The 14,869-nt window shown below is 32.4% G+C and carries 20 protein-coding genes; 7 read left to right on the top strand and 13 right to left on the bottom strand.

Annotated features, from left to right (window positions below; all coding sequences use genetic code 11):
* Positions 1-4 precede the first annotated feature (4 nt).
* Positions 5-643 (top strand): ligase-associated DNA damage response endonuclease PdeM, encoded by a 639-nt coding sequence (pdeM, locus tag HQN85_RS03090; protein ID WP_173268879.1) that lies wholly within the window; start codon positions 5-7, stop codon positions 641-643.
* Here the strand turns inward: pdeM and trxA are convergent.
* From trxA to HQN85_RS03060, 6 genes are read right to left on the bottom strand one after another with little or no spacing between them, the layout of a single operon-like run.
* Positions 640-936, bottom strand: a complete 297-nt coding sequence (gene trxA, locus HQN85_RS03085; protein ID WP_173268878.1) for a thioredoxin — start codon at positions 934-936, stop codon at positions 640-642. The two genes, pdeM and trxA, sit on opposite strands and share 4 nt — an antisense overlap.
* Before the next feature lie 53 nt (positions 937-989).
* On the bottom strand, positions 990-1,610 hold the full coding sequence (locus tag HQN85_RS03080) for a hypothetical protein (protein WP_173268877.1): 621 nt from the start codon (positions 1,608-1,610) through the stop codon (positions 990-992).
* 1 nt (position 1,611) lies between these two features.
* The gene (gene bioA / locus HQN85_RS03075) at positions 1,612-2,880 is read right to left on the bottom strand and encodes an adenosylmethionine--8-amino-7-oxononanoate transaminase (RefSeq protein WP_173268876.1); all 1,269 of its coding nucleotides are present in this window, start codon (positions 2,878-2,880) and stop codon (positions 1,612-1,614) included.
* Positions 2,877-3,755: a CPBP family intramembrane glutamic endopeptidase gene (locus HQN85_RS03070; protein ID WP_173268875.1), complete on the bottom strand. Its 879-nt coding sequence runs from the start codon at positions 3,753-3,755 to the stop codon at positions 2,877-2,879. Before HQN85_RS03070 ends, bioA begins: the two co-directional genes overlap by 4 nt.
* Entirely contained in the window at positions 3,756-4,193 is a 438-nt protein-coding gene (locus HQN85_RS03065; RefSeq protein ID WP_173268874.1) for an NUDIX domain-containing protein, read from the bottom strand. It abuts the gene before it with no gap.
* Positions 4,190-5,113 carry a cation diffusion facilitator family transporter gene (locus tag HQN85_RS03060; protein ID WP_246249636.1) on the bottom strand — a complete coding sequence of 308 codons (924 nt, stop codon included), beginning with the start codon at positions 5,111-5,113 and terminating at the stop codon, positions 4,190-4,192. The genes HQN85_RS03065 and HQN85_RS03060 overlap by 4 nt, the downstream gene beginning before the upstream one ends.
* A gap of 169 nt (positions 5,114-5,282) precedes the next feature.
* Here HQN85_RS03060 and HQN85_RS03055 point away from each other — a divergent pair, with 169 nt between their 5' ends.
* Complete coding sequence (locus HQN85_RS03055) at positions 5,283-6,479, top strand: pyridoxal phosphate-dependent aminotransferase (protein ID WP_173268872.1); 1,197 nt, start codon at positions 5,283-5,285, stop codon at positions 6,477-6,479.
* Positions 6,480-6,549: 70 nt separating this feature from the next.
* Here the strand turns inward: HQN85_RS03055 and HQN85_RS03050 are convergent, their stop codons facing one another.
* Positions 6,550-7,797: an ABC transporter permease gene (locus HQN85_RS03050; RefSeq protein WP_173268871.1), complete on the bottom strand. Its 1,248-nt coding sequence runs from the start codon at positions 7,795-7,797 to the stop codon at positions 6,550-6,552.
* 160 nt (positions 7,798-7,957) lie between these two features.
* Between HQN85_RS03050 and queA the strand changes: the two genes are divergently transcribed.
* Together queA and HQN85_RS03040 are read left to right on the top strand one after the other, a co-directional pair.
* The gene (queA, locus tag HQN85_RS03045; RefSeq protein WP_173268870.1) at positions 7,958-9,007 is read left to right on the top strand and encodes a tRNA preQ1(34) S-adenosylmethionine ribosyltransferase-isomerase QueA; all 1,050 of its coding nucleotides are present in this window, start codon (positions 7,958-7,960) and stop codon (positions 9,005-9,007) included.
* A gap of 70 nt (positions 9,008-9,077) precedes the next feature.
* Positions 9,078-9,746, top strand: a complete 669-nt coding sequence (locus HQN85_RS03040) for a 2-C-methyl-D-erythritol 4-phosphate cytidylyltransferase (RefSeq protein ID WP_173268869.1) — start codon at positions 9,078-9,080, stop codon at positions 9,744-9,746.
* Between the two features lie 52 nt (positions 9,747-9,798).
* Here HQN85_RS03040 and HQN85_RS03035 read toward each other — a convergent pair whose 3' ends face one another.
* The 6 genes from HQN85_RS03035 to HQN85_RS03010 all read right to left on the bottom strand — a co-directional run bounded on the left by HQN85_RS03035 (position 9,799) and on the right by HQN85_RS03010 (position 12,735).
* Positions 9,799-9,951 carry a lmo0937 family membrane protein gene (locus HQN85_RS03035; RefSeq protein ID WP_173268868.1) on the bottom strand — a complete coding sequence of 51 codons (153 nt, stop codon included), beginning with the start codon at positions 9,949-9,951 and terminating at the stop codon, positions 9,799-9,801.
* A 127-nt stretch (positions 9,952-10,078) separates the two neighbouring features.
* The gene (locus HQN85_RS03030) at positions 10,079-10,300 is read right to left on the bottom strand and encodes a DUF2795 domain-containing protein (protein ID WP_008240955.1); all 222 of its coding nucleotides are present in this window, start codon (positions 10,298-10,300) and stop codon (positions 10,079-10,081) included.
* Positions 10,301-10,385: 85 nt separating this feature from the next.
* Positions 10,386-10,934, bottom strand: coding sequence for a cob(I)yrinic acid a,c-diamide adenosyltransferase (locus tag HQN85_RS03025; RefSeq protein WP_173268867.1), 549 nt, complete (start codon positions 10,932-10,934; stop codon positions 10,386-10,388).
* 53 nt (positions 10,935-10,987) lie between these two features.
* A complete protein-coding gene (locus tag HQN85_RS03020; RefSeq protein WP_173268866.1) occupies positions 10,988-11,746 on the bottom strand; it encodes an ABC transporter ATP-binding protein in 759 nt (252 codons plus the stop codon).
* Positions 11,747-11,812: 66 nt separating this feature from the next.
* Positions 11,813-12,172, bottom strand: a complete 360-nt coding sequence (gene gatC / locus HQN85_RS03015) for an Asp-tRNA(Asn)/Glu-tRNA(Gln) amidotransferase subunit GatC (protein WP_173268865.1) — start codon at positions 12,170-12,172, stop codon at positions 11,813-11,815.
* A complete protein-coding gene (locus HQN85_RS03010) occupies positions 12,169-12,735 on the bottom strand; it encodes a lysophospholipid acyltransferase family protein (RefSeq protein ID WP_317170020.1) in 567 nt (188 codons plus the stop codon). Before HQN85_RS03010 ends, gatC begins: the two co-directional genes overlap by 4 nt.
* A gap of 224 nt (positions 12,736-12,959) precedes the next feature.
* Between HQN85_RS03010 and trpS the strand changes: the two genes are divergently transcribed.
* The 3 genes from trpS (at position 12,960) to HQN85_RS02995 (ending at position 14,868) form a co-directional block, all read left to right on the top strand.
* Positions 12,960-13,961, top strand: coding sequence for a tryptophan--tRNA ligase (trpS, locus tag HQN85_RS03005; protein WP_173268863.1), 1,002 nt, complete (start codon positions 12,960-12,962; stop codon positions 13,959-13,961).
* A gap of 85 nt (positions 13,962-14,046) precedes the next feature.
* The gene (locus HQN85_RS03000) at positions 14,047-14,661 is read left to right on the top strand and encodes a deoxynucleoside kinase (protein WP_173268862.1); all 615 of its coding nucleotides are present in this window, start codon (positions 14,047-14,049) and stop codon (positions 14,659-14,661) included.
* A gap of 9 nt (positions 14,662-14,670) precedes the next feature.
* Complete coding sequence (locus HQN85_RS02995) at positions 14,671-14,868, top strand: DUF5808 domain-containing protein (protein ID WP_173268861.1); 198 nt, start codon at positions 14,671-14,673, stop codon at positions 14,866-14,868.
* Position 14,869 lies beyond the last annotated feature (1 nt).

Genomic DNA, 14,869 nt, shown 5'->3' with positions numbered 1-14,869 from the left:
AGAGATGACGATAACGATTAGAAACGAAGAGCTTATTTTAGCTAAAGAGAGAGCCATTTATTTACCAAAAGAGCAGCTGTTAGCTATAAGCGATTTACATTTGGGTAAAGCCGCCCACTTTCGCAAAGCTGGATTACAGGTACCTTCTACCCTTGCTCAAAACGATTTAAATAGATTAAGTGATCTTTTAAATGAGTATCAACCTAAAACTTTACTTATAAATGGGGATATGTTTCACCATGAGGTGAATACAGATATTGATGATTTTGAACATTGGAAAGAACAATATCCAACATTGAAATTTGTTTTGGTTAAAGGAAACCATGATAAATTGGATCAGAAACAGTATCAAAAATTAGGAATTGAAATTCAAGACCCTAGCTATTGTACAGAAAATTTCTGTTTTATTCACGATGCTGTAAAATGTACAGAAGAAAACCTTTATCCTATTAGTGGACATATTCACCCTGGAATTTCTGTTTATGGCAAGGCTAAACAAAGCTTAAAATTTCCCTGCTTTTACTTTGGAAACGATTATGCTGTAATGCCTGCTTTTAGTGCATTTACAGGTTTAAGCTTGGTTAAACCAAAAGCAACTGAACAAGTGTATGCAATTACACCAACAAAAGTGATAAAGGTTTAACTATTGCTTTCAATCAAATTTTTAAGCTGACCAGCTTGAACAACACCACTTTGTCTCCAAATTTGCTTGCCATTTTTAAACAAAATTAACGTTGGCACACCCTGAACATTATATGCCGAAGCTGCACTTCTATTTTTATCTACATCAACTTTTATAATCGAAGCTTTATCTCCTATTTCGCTTTTAACTTGATCTAAAATCGGCGCCATCATTTTACATGGTCCACACCATTCTGCGAAAAAGTCCACTAATACTGGTTTTTCGCCATTTATTAATTCTGAAAATTTAGACATGATCGTATAGTTTGTTTAAGAACAATTACAAGAAGAGGAAGTTTGATTTAATACTAATTAGAAATCAAATTAACTTCTTTTGCTAAACCAATCATCCAATCTTCAAACATTTGCTGCTCAATTTTAATGATTTCATTTGCGTGTGTTTCCCAATCAGGTGAAAATTCTCTTAACTGATTTAGCATTTCCTCTAAATGGCCTTCCTCTTCCAAAATAATGGATTTTACCGTAACACGACTCTCTTTTGAACTCAATATGTCTTGATAAATCGGATAAAGTTCATCTGCTCTTACTTCAATCGCATAAGTTACAAAGAGATATGCCGCAAATTTTAAATCGTAACCAGAAAGATTGAAGTGGTTTTTTAAATACCTACAAACCAAAACATCCAAAGTATTTAAGTAATATTTGGTATGATTTGGCGCTAATAATTCTGCATTGCTATAAGTTTTGCAAGCATTTTCATCAAGTTTCGCTAATTGTTTTTTAAGATAATAGGCATGGCGATGTTCTTCTGCAGCATGTTTTAAAATTAATAACGTAACTTCTTCTTTGTGCTCTGAAGCAGATATCTTCTTTGCACCTGCATTCTCCATATAAGATAAGGTATTTAACCATTTGGAATGCAATGAGTTATCATTCACAATATTTTCTAAAATAGAAGTTAATTGCATATTATATTTCGTCTAAAGCTTGTTGAATTGAATTGTAAATGTACGCCAAATCATCGTTAGAAATAACATAAGGAGGTAAGATATAAATGATATTTCCAAGTGGGCGAAGGATAATTCCTTTATCTAAAAAGTAATTATAAAGTTGATTTCTTAACTCGCTGAGATAGGAAGTATCATTTCCTGTTTCCCATTCAAGGGCAATGATAGTTCCAGTTTGTCTTATCGTTCTAACCTTTGGATGATTTTCTATTTTCTTAAAAAACGCTGTATGTTGCGCTTCTACCCTTTTGATATTTGCTAAAGTTTCATCAGCCAATAAAATATCTAAACTTGCTAATGATGCTGCGCAAGCAACAGGATTTGCAGTAAATGAATGCCCATGATATAAAGTTTTCAATTTATTGTCACTTAAAAAGGCTTCAAAAATTTTCTCATTGCAACTTGTAACGCCCATAGGCATTGTCCCACCAGTTAAACCCTTACTTAAACAAAATATATCTGGATGATGAGTTAATTGCTCACACGCAAAATATGTACCCGTACGACCAAAACCTGTCATCACTTCATCTGCAATAGTCAAAACACCATTTTCTTTACAAACTTTTAAAAGTTCATCAAGATATTTAGCTTCGTACATCAACATTCCGCCAGCACCTAAAATTAATGGCTCGAATATAAAACAGCAAAGTTGTGAAGAGAGATTTGAGATGTGAGAATTGAGCTGTGAGATATTTTTCTCGTTAGGCAAATCGATAAACTCTACATCGAATAACAAATCATTAAAAGGATTAGTAAAAATGCTCCTTCCACTAACAGACATTGCTCCAAATGTATCACCATGATAAGCATCTTTAAACGCTAAAACTTTCTTTTTCTGCGTGTTGCCTTTATTATTCCAATATTGTAAACACATTTTTAAGGCAACTTCAACAGCTGTTGAACCATTATCGCTGTAAAAAATTTTATCTTGGTTACCTGGCAATAAGGGTAATAATCGTTCTGCTAAATGTACAGCGGGTTCATGAGTAAAGCCCGCAAAAATTACGTGTTCTAATTCTTTTAATTGGGCCGAAACCTTTTCTGCAATGTATGGATGTGCATGACCGTGAATTGTCACCCACCAAGAAGATACTGCATCCAAGTATTTATTGCCATCTTCATCAAAAATGTAAACGCCTTCACCCCTAACAATTGGAATTGGATTTTGTGCATCTTTCATCTGAGTATATGGATGCCAAATTACTTTTTTATCTCGTTCTATTAAGTTCATTCTAGTATGCTTTCTTCCTCAAAATCTTCTTCATAAACATTTTCTATTGGTTCTATTTTATAACGAATCAATAACCATATTATTAAAATTGATAACGCAATTGTGCAAAATATAGAACCCTCAATGCCAAAAACACCACCAGAAAGATAATTTTGACCAACAGGCTTGGCTAATAATAATCCGCTTGTATCTGTGCCACTAACTTTATAACCTAAAAGGATTCCTTGAGAAAAATTCCAACCAAAATGAATACCAACAGCCCAACTTATATTTCGTTTTTGCAAAGTATAAATGGAAAATAATGCGCCAGCTAAAGTAATATTTAACATTGCTACAGCATTAAATCCCGGATTTCCAAGGTGTATTAGACCGAACAATACACTATTTAAAATTATAGTTATATTAATCGGGTATCGCTCTGCAAATGCAAATAAAGGAAATGACCTGAACATCAATTCTTCAAACCATGCAACTATGATAAAATACAAAACATAACCCAAAAACAATACTGTGCTAATTTTGGAGGCTGAAAACACGACGTTACCATTTAACAAGAGTAAACCAGCGCAAAATGCAATTAATAGAAAACCAATTAAACTTCCTTTTAAAAAACCCGAAACAGATTTTTCTTGGGTTACAAATACTGTTCTAAAATCTATTGTTGGGAAAACTTTAAAAATCATTAAAAGTGCACCTAGCACTGCTAATACTGTTGATCCCTCTAAAAGTAACTCAGCTAAGAAGGAATTTTTATCAATGGAAATAAAATCAAATTGAGTAATTATTCCAAAAGGCAATAAGCACATGAAAATAAAAATCAAGAATAAGATGACTTTAAATATTGGAGTTAAATAGTATAAAATCTTTTCTTCCATCTATGTAATTGATTTCTTTAAAAGATTTATGACTGTTTTATCTGTTTTAAAAGTAACATCATCTTCATTTATACTATTAATGCTCACCCACCTAAAAGATTGAGTTGCACCTTCATCAAAATCGAAAATATTTGTTTTAAATGGTATTTTCAAAGGATGTAATTCTTTTACCAAATAATATATGCTAATTACCTGACTATCATTAAATGAAGATTTTTCATAAAAATCAGTGGTATAAAAATGGCCAGTTACTTCAATTTCAGCATTGCATTCTTCTATAAACTCCCGTTTAAGTGCATCAATTAAGCCTTCACCTAACTCCAATCCTCCACCAGGAAATTTGGTAAATTTTTGACCAAACTCCTGTTCATCGCTTAGTAAAACTTCATTTTTAGCATTAATTAGCAATCCATAAACCCTTACATTAAAATAACTCATTGACTAAAATGCTTTTGATTTTTGGTTACATTCTCCATATCCCATTCAATTTCTCCTTTAAATGCTTCTTGTCTCACTCCACAATTATGCATTTTACAATAATTACAACATGCTGGTAAACAAGGATCTGCGTGAATAAATAGTTCAGTATCATGTTTACCAGACAAATTAATCAGTTTATCTATGTTGGAGATTTCTTGGTGAACAGTATTTAAATCGAAATAATAAGGTAAGGTAACATGGCAATCTATATGTAAATCAGCGCCATACTGTTGAGCTCGTAAATTATGGACGTCAATCCAGCTATCTTCTCTATTCTTTTGTAAAATTAATACAATGTCTTTTACAAGTTCAATGTTGCTTTCATCCATTAATCCACCAACGGATTTTCTGGTTAGTTTATAGCCATTAAAAATAATATACAAACCCAATACAATAGAAATTGTACCATCTAACCAATAAATTTGAGTTAACTGAATTAAAATAATCCCAATAACTAATCCACCACTGCTAATAGAATCAGTGAGCAAATGCTTTCCATCGGCTTCTAAAGTAATAGAGTTGTTCTTTTTCCCGGTATTAATTAAATAAAAACCCACTATTAAATTTATTAAACCAGTAGCACCAATAATAATGGCACCATCATATAATTGCCCAATCTCATTTGGATAAATTAAATCATAACCCGATTTAAAGACAATAATAATTCCAGCTATACCTATTAAAACACCTTCTACAAATGCAGAAAAAAACTCAACCTTACCATGTCCATAAGGATGATTTTCATCTTTAGGTAAAGTACTTAGATAAATACTATAAAAGGCAAAAGCACTTGCAATTACATTTACAATACTTTCTGCTGCATCTGTTAAAATTGCATTAGAGTTTGTTAAAAAATACGCCACAAATTTAGCTAGCATTAAAGTAATACTAACACAAAGTGAAATAAGGATGGCTTTCTTTTTAGGTTGCAAGTTGAAGATTTTAGAAGTCAAAAATACAGTTAAACCATGAAATTTTAAGAAAAAGTATCTTTTTTTAGTTCCTAATTGCAATCGATTTTTATATTTGCGCATTCACAAAAACATTATGACTTTTTTATCTCAAAGAATCAACAACTTATCTGAGTCTGCAACGCTTAAAATGACAAAACTTGGTCGCGAATTAGCGGCAAAAGGTGTTAATATAATTAGCTTAAGTATTGGCGAACCAGACTTTAATACGCCAGACCATGTAAAAGATGCTGCTAAAAAAGCGTTGGATGAGAATTACACACGTTACTCTCCAGTTCCAGGTTATCCAGAATTACGTCAAGCTATTGCAAATAAATTAAAAACAGAGAATAATTTAGATTATGATATTTCTCAGATTGTGGTTTCTACAGGAGCAAAACAATCTCTATCAAATGTGATCTTAACTTTAATTAATCCAGGGGAAGAAGTAATTATTCCTACTCCTTATTGGGTTTCTTATTCTGAGATGGTGATACTGGCAGAAGGAAAATCGGTTTTTATTGATACTGATATTGAAAGTGATTTCAAAATTACGCCAGAGCAATTGGAAGCTGCAATTACACCAAAAACTAAGCTTTTCATGTTTTCATCACCTTGTAATCCAACAGGTTCTGTTTATAGCAAAGCTGAGTTAGCAGCATTAGTTAAAGTTTTTGAAAAGCATCCAAACATTTTTATCTTATCAGATGAAATCTATGAGCACATTAATTTTGTGGATCAACATGAATCAATTGCACAATTTGAAAGCATTAAAGAACGTGTAATTATTGTAAATGGTTTTTCTAAAGCTTTTGCAATGACTGGTTGGAGATTAGGTTACATCGCTGCCAGCAAAGAAGTTGCGGCTGCTAATGATAAAATGCAAGGACAAACGACTTCTGGAACTTGCTCTATCGCTCAACGTGCGGGTATTGCTGCTTATGAGCAGGGATTAGAAACGGTTTTAGAAATGAAAAAAGCTTTTGCAAGACGCAGGCAGTTAGTTTATGAATTATTAAATGACATACCAGGCGTAAAAACAAATTTACCAGATGGAGCTTTTTATTTCTTCCCAGAAATTAGCTCATTCTTTGGTAAAAAAGATGCTGATGGCAATGTAATTAAAGATTCTGCGGACTTAGCTTTATATCTATTGAATGTTGGTCACGTAGCAACTGTAGGTGGTGATTCATTCGGTAATAACAATTACATCCGTTTATCTTATGCCGCATCTGATGAAAGTTTAGTTGAAGCATTAAGAAGGATTAAAGAAGCGTTAGCATTGCTAAAATAAAAATTAATAGCTTATGCATAAAAAAAGGAGTTCCAAGTTGGAGCTCCTTTTTTTGTAAATATATTTCTCTTTAAGATCGAATTGCTTCTACAGGATCTAATCGAGAAGCCGAAAATGCTGGCCAAAAACCTGCAATTAAACCAATTCCAACAGACCATCCGATACCTTTTGCTACATTTTTTAAGTATAAAATAACTTCAACATCAAAAACATGCGTAAATAGAAGTGTAAGTAAATACACCATTCCTAATCCTAAAAGTCCTCCCATTAAACACAATGCTACAGCCTCAAACACAAATTGTAATAAAATAAAGTAGTTTTTAGCGCCCAAAGATTTTTGAATACCAATGATATTAGTACGCTCTTTTACAGAAACGAACATAATATTTGCAATTCCGAAGCCACCTACCAAAACAGAAAATCCACCAATGATCAAACCTGCAATATCTACAACACCAAACATAATATCTAATTGATTAGAAAGCATAGTAGTTTTATTTAAAGAAAAATCATCTTCTTGACCAGGCTTTAAACGACGAATAGACCGCATTTGACCTTTTAATTCTGCTTCAACTTCTTCTAAAGCTATATTTTCTTTTCCACGTACAGTAACTTGAGGATTATATCTTTCATTATTAATATCGAATATACCTTTTGCCAAATTTAATGGTATGAGGACATTTTTGTCTTGCGACATGCCCATCATATCTTCACCTTCTTTTTTAAATACCCCAACAACGGTAACCCTCCGCCCCATTACTTTAATTTGTTTACCTACAGGCTCTTCACCATCAAATAAACCTTCAGCTATTTCAGCCCCTATAATACAAACTGGAGACCCAGACTTACCTTCATTTTCAGTAAAATATCTTCCATCTTGAAATTCTAAATCCCAAGTTTTATCATATTCTTGAGAAGCGGCATTTAAACTTGCTCCTTCAACAGAATTACTACGGTATTTTAACGTACGGCTATTTGCTGAAACTTCATAAGAAACACCTTGAGCCATATCCATGCGATCTTTAAGCGCTACGTAATCTCTCAAGGATGGTTCTGGACGATTTACATATTTCCACCAAGGAAAATTACCACTGAAAATCCATGGCCATTTTTGCACAAATAAAGTATTAGAACCTAACTTATCTACACTACTTTGAATTTTATTACGCATGGTGTCAACACCCGTTGAAACTGCAATAATGATAAAAATACCAATTGTTATCCCTAATAAAGATAGCGCAGTTCTCAGTTTATTCTGACGAAGTGCATCCCAAGCAAACCTGAAACTTTCGCCAATTAGTCTAAATATCATTATCATACTGTTTAGACCAAAAATACCTAAAAAGGTTACAGTTACTCAACTATAATATAAAAAATACATTAAAAATAATTTTGATTCTATCACTCATAATTATTATTTATAAAAAACCTAATTATAATTTGTAAATTTGCGCCCTAATTTACTACATCAAAAAAACATGAAGTTATCTCAATTTAAGTTTAATTTACCTGAATCGCTTTTAGCGAACAATCCTGCAGAACAAAGAGACGAAGCCCGTTTAATGGTTTTACACAAAGATAGTGGCAAGATTGAGCATAAGATTTTCAAAGATGTTTTAGGGTATTTTGATGATAAGGATGTTATGATCCTTAACAATACAAAAGTTTTTCCTGCTCGTTTATATGGAAATAAAGAAAAAACTGGCGCAACGATCGAAGTTTTTTTACTTCGCGAATTAAATAAGGAATTACGTTTATGGGACGTTCTAGTAGACCCAGCTCGTAAAATCCGTGTTGGAAATAAATTATATTTTGGTGATGATGATTTGTTAGTTGCCGAAGTTGTAGATAATACCACATCACGTGGTCGTACTATTCGTTTCTTATTTGATGGTACTGACGAAGAATTTAGAAGAAACGTTGAAATTTTAGGAGAAACACCCCTTCCAAAATACATTAAACGTAAAGCTACAGCGCAAGATAAAGAACGTTATCAAACAATTTACGCTAAAAACGAAGGTGCTGTTGCAGCTCCAACTGCTGGTTTACACTTTAGCAGAGAGCTAATGAAACGCTTAGAATTAAAAGGTGTTGAATTTGCAGAAGTAACATTGCATGTTGGTTTAGGAACTTTTAGACCTGTAGAGGTTGAAGATTTAACTAAACATAAAATGGATTCGGAGCAATTTATTATTGAGCAACCTGCGGTTGATACAGTGAATAAAGCATTAGACGAAAAAAGAAGAATTTGTGCAGTAGGTACAACATCAATGCGTGCTATAGAATCTGCAGTTTCATCCGGCAGAAAATTAAAACCTGCTAACGATTGGACTAGTAAATTTATCTTCCCTCCATATGATTTTAGTATTGCAAACTGTATGATCACTAATTTCCATACACCGGAGTCTACTTTATTAATGATGGTAAGTGCTTTTGGAGGTTATGAAAATGTAATGAATGCCTATCAAGTAGCGTTAAAAGAGAAGTATCGCTTTTACAGCTATGGCGATGCAATGCTAATCATATAGCTATTTGCACTTAGTATAAAGTATTTAATAAATTTATTTAAATACTTTATACTAATATTTACCTACTGAAATGAAATATTATGCAATAATTGTTGGTGGAGGTTCTGGTAAAAGAATGCAGAACACAATTGCTAAGCAGTTTTTATTGCTAAAAAACAAGCCAGTGCTCATGCATACCCTATCGGCTTTTTATAATTCCTCTTTCAAACCAGAAATAATTCTTGTTCTACATGCAGATCTTCATCAATACTGGGAAGAGCTTTGCTTAAAATATAATTTCGATATTCCTCATACCTTAATTAGAGGTGGCGAACAAAGGTTTCATTCTGTTAGGAACGGTTTAATCGCCATTAAAGGCGAAGGCATTGTAGCTGTACACGATGCAGTTAGACCTTTAGTTAGCTCAAAACTAATTGCTAAAGCCTACGAAATTGCTGAAGATGTTGGGAATGCAATAGCTTGTATTAAACCTAGTGATTCTGTTAGGAGAGTAAAAGAAAATAGTGAACAAAGCAAGATAATCAATAGAGATGAACTTGTTTTAATTCAAACGCCACAAACATTTGAAATCAGTCAACTAAGAAAGGGATACCAGCAACATTATAAGGCAAAGTTTACTGACGATGCAAGCGTAGTTGAAAAAGCTGGTTTTAAAATCAACTTGATTGAAGGTGAAAGAAATAATCTAAAAATTACTTATCCAGAAGATTTAGAACTAGCGAATTTCTTATTAAAATAAAAAGCTTTAACAAAGTTAATTGTTAAAGCTTTCTACATTAATAGAGGATTTATTAGGCAGCCCCTCTAATTACTCTTAAAATAACAGCAACAATTGCTATTACTAATAGAATGTGAATAATACCACCTGTATAGTAACCACCGATGAAGCTGATTGCCCAAATGATTACCAAAATTACTGCAATTACATAAAGTAGATTTCCCATGAGATTTAGTTTTTAGTTGATTTTTAAGTTTAATATCCTTTATTTGATTTAAAACATTAACAACTGATTACTCTAAATTGTTCTGAAAAATAAAAAAGTCTCAAATTTCTTTGAGACTTTTAATCGTTTAATATTCATCTTCATTAAAGAAGAAGTCATCTTTGGTAGGATAATCAGGCCAAATTTCCTCTATTGTTTCGTAAGGCTCACCATCATCTTCTAAGGCTTGTAAATTTTCAATCACCTCAACAGGTGCACCAGAACGAATACCGTAATCTATTAATTCGTCTTTTGTTGCAGGCCATGGAGCGTCTTCCAAGTGCGATGCGAGTTCTAATGTCCAATACATATTCTTAATATTAATTTATTCTTAATTCTGAAAGCGCAAAAGTATGTTAAAAAAAATGAGCAAAACAAATATTTTTTTCCACTATTTAAATTCGTGGTATCCAGATGTTTTCTGCAGTTTTAGTATCAGCACTCAGTTTACGTGCCAAAACAAATAAATAATCACTTAATCTATTCAAATAGATTGTAATATTGTTGTCAACAAAACTTTCTACTGATAATTGAACCGTTAATCTTTCTGCTCTACGGCACACGCAACGAGCTAAATGACAATAAGATACAACCGTATTCCCTCCTGGCAAAATAAAATGTTTTAATTCAGGTAAGACCTCATTCATTGTATCCATTTCATTTTCTAAAAGTGTGATATCACTTTCAAGTAAGTCAGGAATTTTCATTTTTGAGCGTTCAGGATCAGATGCTAACGAAGAACCAATTGTGAATAACCTATCTTGAATCTCTTTTAATATTTGCTGGTGATGACTATCAATATCCTGACACATTATTAAACCGATGTACGAATTTAATTCATCAACGGTACCATAACTTTCAATACGCACATGATATTTAGGCACTCGAGTACCACCAATTAATGAAGTTTGACCTTTATCGCCAGTTTTAGTGTAAATTTTCATTTGAGATATTCAATATTAGATATGAGTATTATCAAATCTAAATCTAGTGTCTATTAGACTATACTTTCAAAGTCATCCCCTTTTTCTTTTAAATGAGATAAACGAGGTGAAACTGTTTTAATATCTTCATTCAAGTAATCCTTCTCAATCAAACCATCACGCATACGTACAATTCTATGTGCATGCTGTGCAATATCTTCCTCGTGTGTTACCAAAATAATAGTATTTCCCTTACTATGAATTTCTTCTAGCAAGCCCATAATTTCAATTGAGGTTTTGGTATCTAAGTTACCTGTTGGCTCATCGGCCAGTATAATAGAAGGATTGTTAATTAATGCCCTAGCTACTGCTACACGTTGACGCTGTCCACCAGAAAGCTCATTAGGCTTGTGGGTTACACGATTTCCTAAACCTACATTTTCTAAAGCTTTTGTAGCACGCTCATCACGTTCCTTTTTACTCGCTCCTGCATAAATTAAAGGCAAAGCAACATTATCTAACGATGTAGAACGAGGCAATAAATTAAATGTTTGAAAAACAAATCCAATTTCTTTGTTACGAACTTCAGCTAACTCATTATCAGTCATGTGACTAACGTTGATGCCATTTAAAATATAATCACCTTTACTTGGTGTATCTAAACAGCCCAAAATATTCATCAATGTTGATTTACCAGAACCTGACGGCCCCATTAAAGCAACAAATTCTCCTTTTTTAATGGATAGCGTTACTGATTTTAACGCGTGAATAACTTCTGAACCGATAACGTATTTACGACCTATATCTTTTATGGTAATGAGTGTGTTCTGCATTGTTTTTTCTTTTTAGACCAGCTTTGCCTAGGCAATGTTACAGTTGGATTTAGTTTTCACTATATTTTATTGCTTTTTATTTGTTGTGAAGCTACCATGAGTTTTAGTGCTCCCTTTTTTTGAATGTAAACTCATGGTGGTTTCTATTATTTTTGGCACTAAGAAGAAACTTTCGTTGTGTTTAGCTGAATTTTTTAATCCATCAACCACGTTAATTTCTTGTTCTACAATATCTTCTCGCCAAACATTCACTTCTTCATTCATGTAAATCAACGGTTTTACACCAGTAGTATCTAACTCGTTAAGCTTTTCCATAAAAGTAAGTATCTTATTCATTTCTGCAGTCAATGTATCAACCTCGTTATCTTTTATGGCAATTCTGGCTAAATCGGCAACTTTATGAACGGTTTGTCTATCTATTTTCATTTATGTAATAGTTTACTGTTAATCTTTTTAAAAACTTCCTCTTTTAAAACATCTGCACTCTCTATTCCCATTATAGTAGTTAAAATTGGTTCATGCACATAAATATTTCCTATACCTGGTCTAGTCCCGTATTTCATACCATCATCCCACATCAATTTCCATATATTTATAATACTAACAGGTACAATTGGTATATTTTTTTCAATGGCTAATCTAAATGGACCATTTTTAAATTCTTGTAAAACTGGGGGATATGCATCATCAATTCTTCCTTCTGGAAAAATAATTAAACTCATCCCATTTTCTAAATTTTCACCGGCTTTTTTAAATGCTCTAAATGCAGAAATTTTACTTTCCCTAAATACAGGAATATCTATTGTTTTGAAAAATATACCTAACACAGGGTTTTTTGCTAATTCTTCTTTGCCCATAAAATGATATTGACCTTTAGCTAACAAGCAAAGAATAATGATATCTAAATTAGAAGTATGGTTGGCGCAATAAATATAAGTTTGATTTCTCTCTAATTTGTTTTCGAAATTGAAATTGAAAAAAATACCCACAACAGCTGTGCACAAAAATGAATGTAACGTTCTTATCTTATTTAAAAAAGAATAATACCTTGCATTTCTGGTTCCTAAATAATAAAGCGGCCAAAAAAGAATAAAGAAAAAAAGTATACTAAATAAAGAACAAGCGTAATGAATTTTTCGGAGTAGTTTAATCATCGAAATCAAAAATACAAATTACAACAATCTATTTATAGGTTTTTTCTTAATTTCGGGGCATGATCAAAGAAACGGTTGTAAGCGGAATACGTTCTACAGGAAAATTACATATTGGAAATTATTATGGTGCGGTAAAAAACTTTGTACAGATGCAACACGAGTACAATTGTTATTTTTTTATTGCCGATTTGCATTCATTAACTACCCACCCTACTCCAGCAGATTTACATGGAAATGTGAAACATGTTTTGGTAGAATATTTAGCTAGCGGGATAGATCCAGAAGAAACAACAATTTATATCCAATCGGATGTGCCAGAAATTGCAGAATTGTATTTGTATTTAAACATGAATGCTTATATGGGTGAATTGGAAAGAAGTACTTCTTTTAAAGATAAAGTTCGTGGAAACCCAGATAATGTAAATGCAGGTTTATTAACTTATCCTGTTTTAATGGCTGCAGATATTTTAATACATAGAGCTACAAAAGTTCCAGTTGGTAAAGATCAAGAGCAGCATTTAGAAATGGCTCGCACATTTGGTAATCGATTTAACAGATTATATAATCAAGATTATTTCCCTGAACCTTATGCTTTTAGTTATTCTAAAAACTTGGTAAAAGTTCCTGGTTTAGATGGAAAAGGAAAAATGGGAAAATCTGAGGGCGAAGGAAATGCCGTCTATTTATCTGACAGCCCAGAAATTATTCGTAAAAAAGTTTCAAGAGCAGTTACTGACAGTGGCCCAACTGCTGAATATCAAGAAAAACCAGAAGCTATTCAGAATTTATTCGATTTAATGAAAATTGTTTCTTCTGAAGATACTTTAGCTCATTTTGAGGATCAATACAATAAAATGGCTATTCGTTATGGGGATTTTAAAAAGCAATTAGCTGAAGATATGATTATTACAACTACGCCAATGCGTGACCGTATTAATGAAATTGCTGCAGACACATCTTATCTTCGTCAAGTAGCCAAACACGGCGCTTTAAAAGCGAGAGAAAGTGCACAAAAAACTCTCAGAGAAGTTAGAGAATTAATTGGGTTTAAAAGTTTTTAATTGATAGATTTGAAATGAGTGGTTTTTAGGTTTTATAAAATCTCAAACTCTTATCTTACATCTAAATCTCATATCTAAATAAAATATGCACATAGCAATAGTTGGAAATATTGGCGCAGGTAAGACTACTTTAACTAGTTTACTTGCCAAAAGTTACGGATGGGAAGCTTTATACGAAGCAGTGGATAATAATCCATATTTGGAAGATTTTTATAGCGATATGAAACGCTGGAGCTTCAACTTACAAATCTATTTTTTGAATAGCCGTTTTCAACAAATTGTAGAGATAGATAGTAATAAACGTAATGTAATTCAGGATCGTACGATATACGAAGATGCCCACATTTTTGCGGAAAATTTGCATGAAATGGGATTAATGACTTCGAGAGATCATGATAATTATAGGGCTATTTTTAGCAACATTACATCGTTTATTAAACCACCAGATTTATTGGTATACTTAAGAGCTTCTGTACCAACTTTAGTGAATAATATTCAACGGCGTGGTAGAGAGTATGAGGCTAGTATCCGTATTGATTATTTATCTAAATTAAATGAAAAATACGAAGCATGGATTAAAGGTTATGATTTGGGCAAATTGTTAATTTTAGATAAGGACAAACTTGATTTTACTAATAATCCAGAAGATTTAGGAACTGTTATTCAATCTATTGAAGCAGAAATTAACGGATTATTTTAAATCTATGATATGAAAGACTTTCAACATGACGACCCATTAAATTGGAAATTTGGAATATTTTATTTTAATAAAAACGATTCTAGATTTATAGTTCGAAAACAAGTTGAAAGTTTAGGTTGGACATTTAATTTTGCACATCCTATTTCTTATGTAGTATTAGCCTTAATGCTTTTAATTCCTATTTTATCTGTTATATTTTATAATTAAT

Origin of the sequence: Pedobacter boryungensis, from assembly GCF_013204825.1 — a bacterium.
Classification (GTDB): domain Bacteria; phylum Bacteroidota; class Bacteroidia; order Sphingobacteriales; family Sphingobacteriaceae; genus Pedobacter; species Pedobacter boryungensis.
Note: the sequence above shows the minus strand (reverse complement) of the source record. Positions and strands in the feature narration are given on the sequence as shown.

What these genes read in the sequence shown, in the direction of transcription:
- pdeM (WP_173268879.1), top strand. Translation starts at nt 5, where the DNA reads ATGACGATAACGATTAGAAACGAAGAGCTTATTTTAGCTAAAGAGAGA.
- trxA (WP_173268878.1), bottom strand. Translation starts at nt 936, where the DNA reads ATGTCTAAATTTTCAGAATTAATAAATGGCGAAAAACCAGTATTAGTG.
- HQN85_RS03080 (WP_173268877.1), bottom strand. Translation starts at nt 1,610, where the DNA reads ATGCAATTAACTTCTATTTTAGAAAATATTGTGAATGATAACTCATTG.
- bioA (WP_173268876.1), bottom strand. Translation starts at nt 2,880, where the DNA reads ATGAACTTAATAGAACGAGATAAAAAAGTAATTTGGCATCCATATACT.
- HQN85_RS03070 (WP_173268875.1), bottom strand. Translation starts at nt 3,755, where the DNA reads ATGGAAGAAAAGATTTTATACTATTTAACTCCAATATTTAAAGTCATC.
- HQN85_RS03065 (WP_173268874.1), bottom strand. Translation starts at nt 4,193, where the DNA reads ATGAGTTATTTTAATGTAAGGGTTTATGGATTGCTAATTAATGCTAAA.
- HQN85_RS03060 (WP_246249636.1), bottom strand. Translation starts at nt 5,113, where the DNA reads ATGCTAGCTAAATTTGTGGCGTATTTTTTAACAAACTCTAATGCAATT.
- HQN85_RS03055 (WP_173268872.1), top strand. Translation starts at nt 5,283, where the DNA reads ATGACTTTTTTATCTCAAAGAATCAACAACTTATCTGAGTCTGCAACG.
- HQN85_RS03050 (WP_173268871.1), bottom strand. Translation starts at nt 7,797, where the DNA reads ATGATAATGATATTTAGACTAATTGGCGAAAGTTTCAGGTTTGCTTGG.
- queA (WP_173268870.1), top strand. Translation starts at nt 7,958, where the DNA reads ATGAAGTTATCTCAATTTAAGTTTAATTTACCTGAATCGCTTTTAGCG.
- HQN85_RS03040 (WP_173268869.1), top strand. Translation starts at nt 9,078, where the DNA reads ATGAAATATTATGCAATAATTGTTGGTGGAGGTTCTGGTAAAAGAATG.
- HQN85_RS03035 (WP_173268868.1), bottom strand. Translation starts at nt 9,951, where the DNA reads ATGGGAAATCTACTTTATGTAATTGCAGTAATTTTGGTAATCATTTGG.
- HQN85_RS03030 (WP_008240955.1), bottom strand. Translation starts at nt 10,300, where the DNA reads ATGTATTGGACATTAGAACTCGCATCGCACTTGGAAGACGCTCCATGG.
- HQN85_RS03025 (WP_173268867.1), bottom strand. Translation starts at nt 10,934, where the DNA reads ATGAAAATTTACACTAAAACTGGCGATAAAGGTCAAACTTCATTAATT.
- HQN85_RS03020 (WP_173268866.1), bottom strand. Translation starts at nt 11,746, where the DNA reads ATGCAGAACACACTCATTACCATAAAAGATATAGGTCGTAAATACGTT.
- gatC (WP_173268865.1), bottom strand. Translation starts at nt 12,172, where the DNA reads ATGAAAATAGATAGACAAACCGTTCATAAAGTTGCCGATTTAGCCAGA.
- trpS (WP_173268863.1), top strand. Translation starts at nt 12,960, where the DNA reads ATGATCAAAGAAACGGTTGTAAGCGGAATACGTTCTACAGGAAAATTA.
- HQN85_RS03000 (WP_173268862.1), top strand. Translation starts at nt 14,047, where the DNA reads ATGCACATAGCAATAGTTGGAAATATTGGCGCAGGTAAGACTACTTTA.
- HQN85_RS02995 (WP_173268861.1), top strand. Translation starts at nt 14,671, where the DNA reads ATGAAAGACTTTCAACATGACGACCCATTAAATTGGAAATTTGGAATA.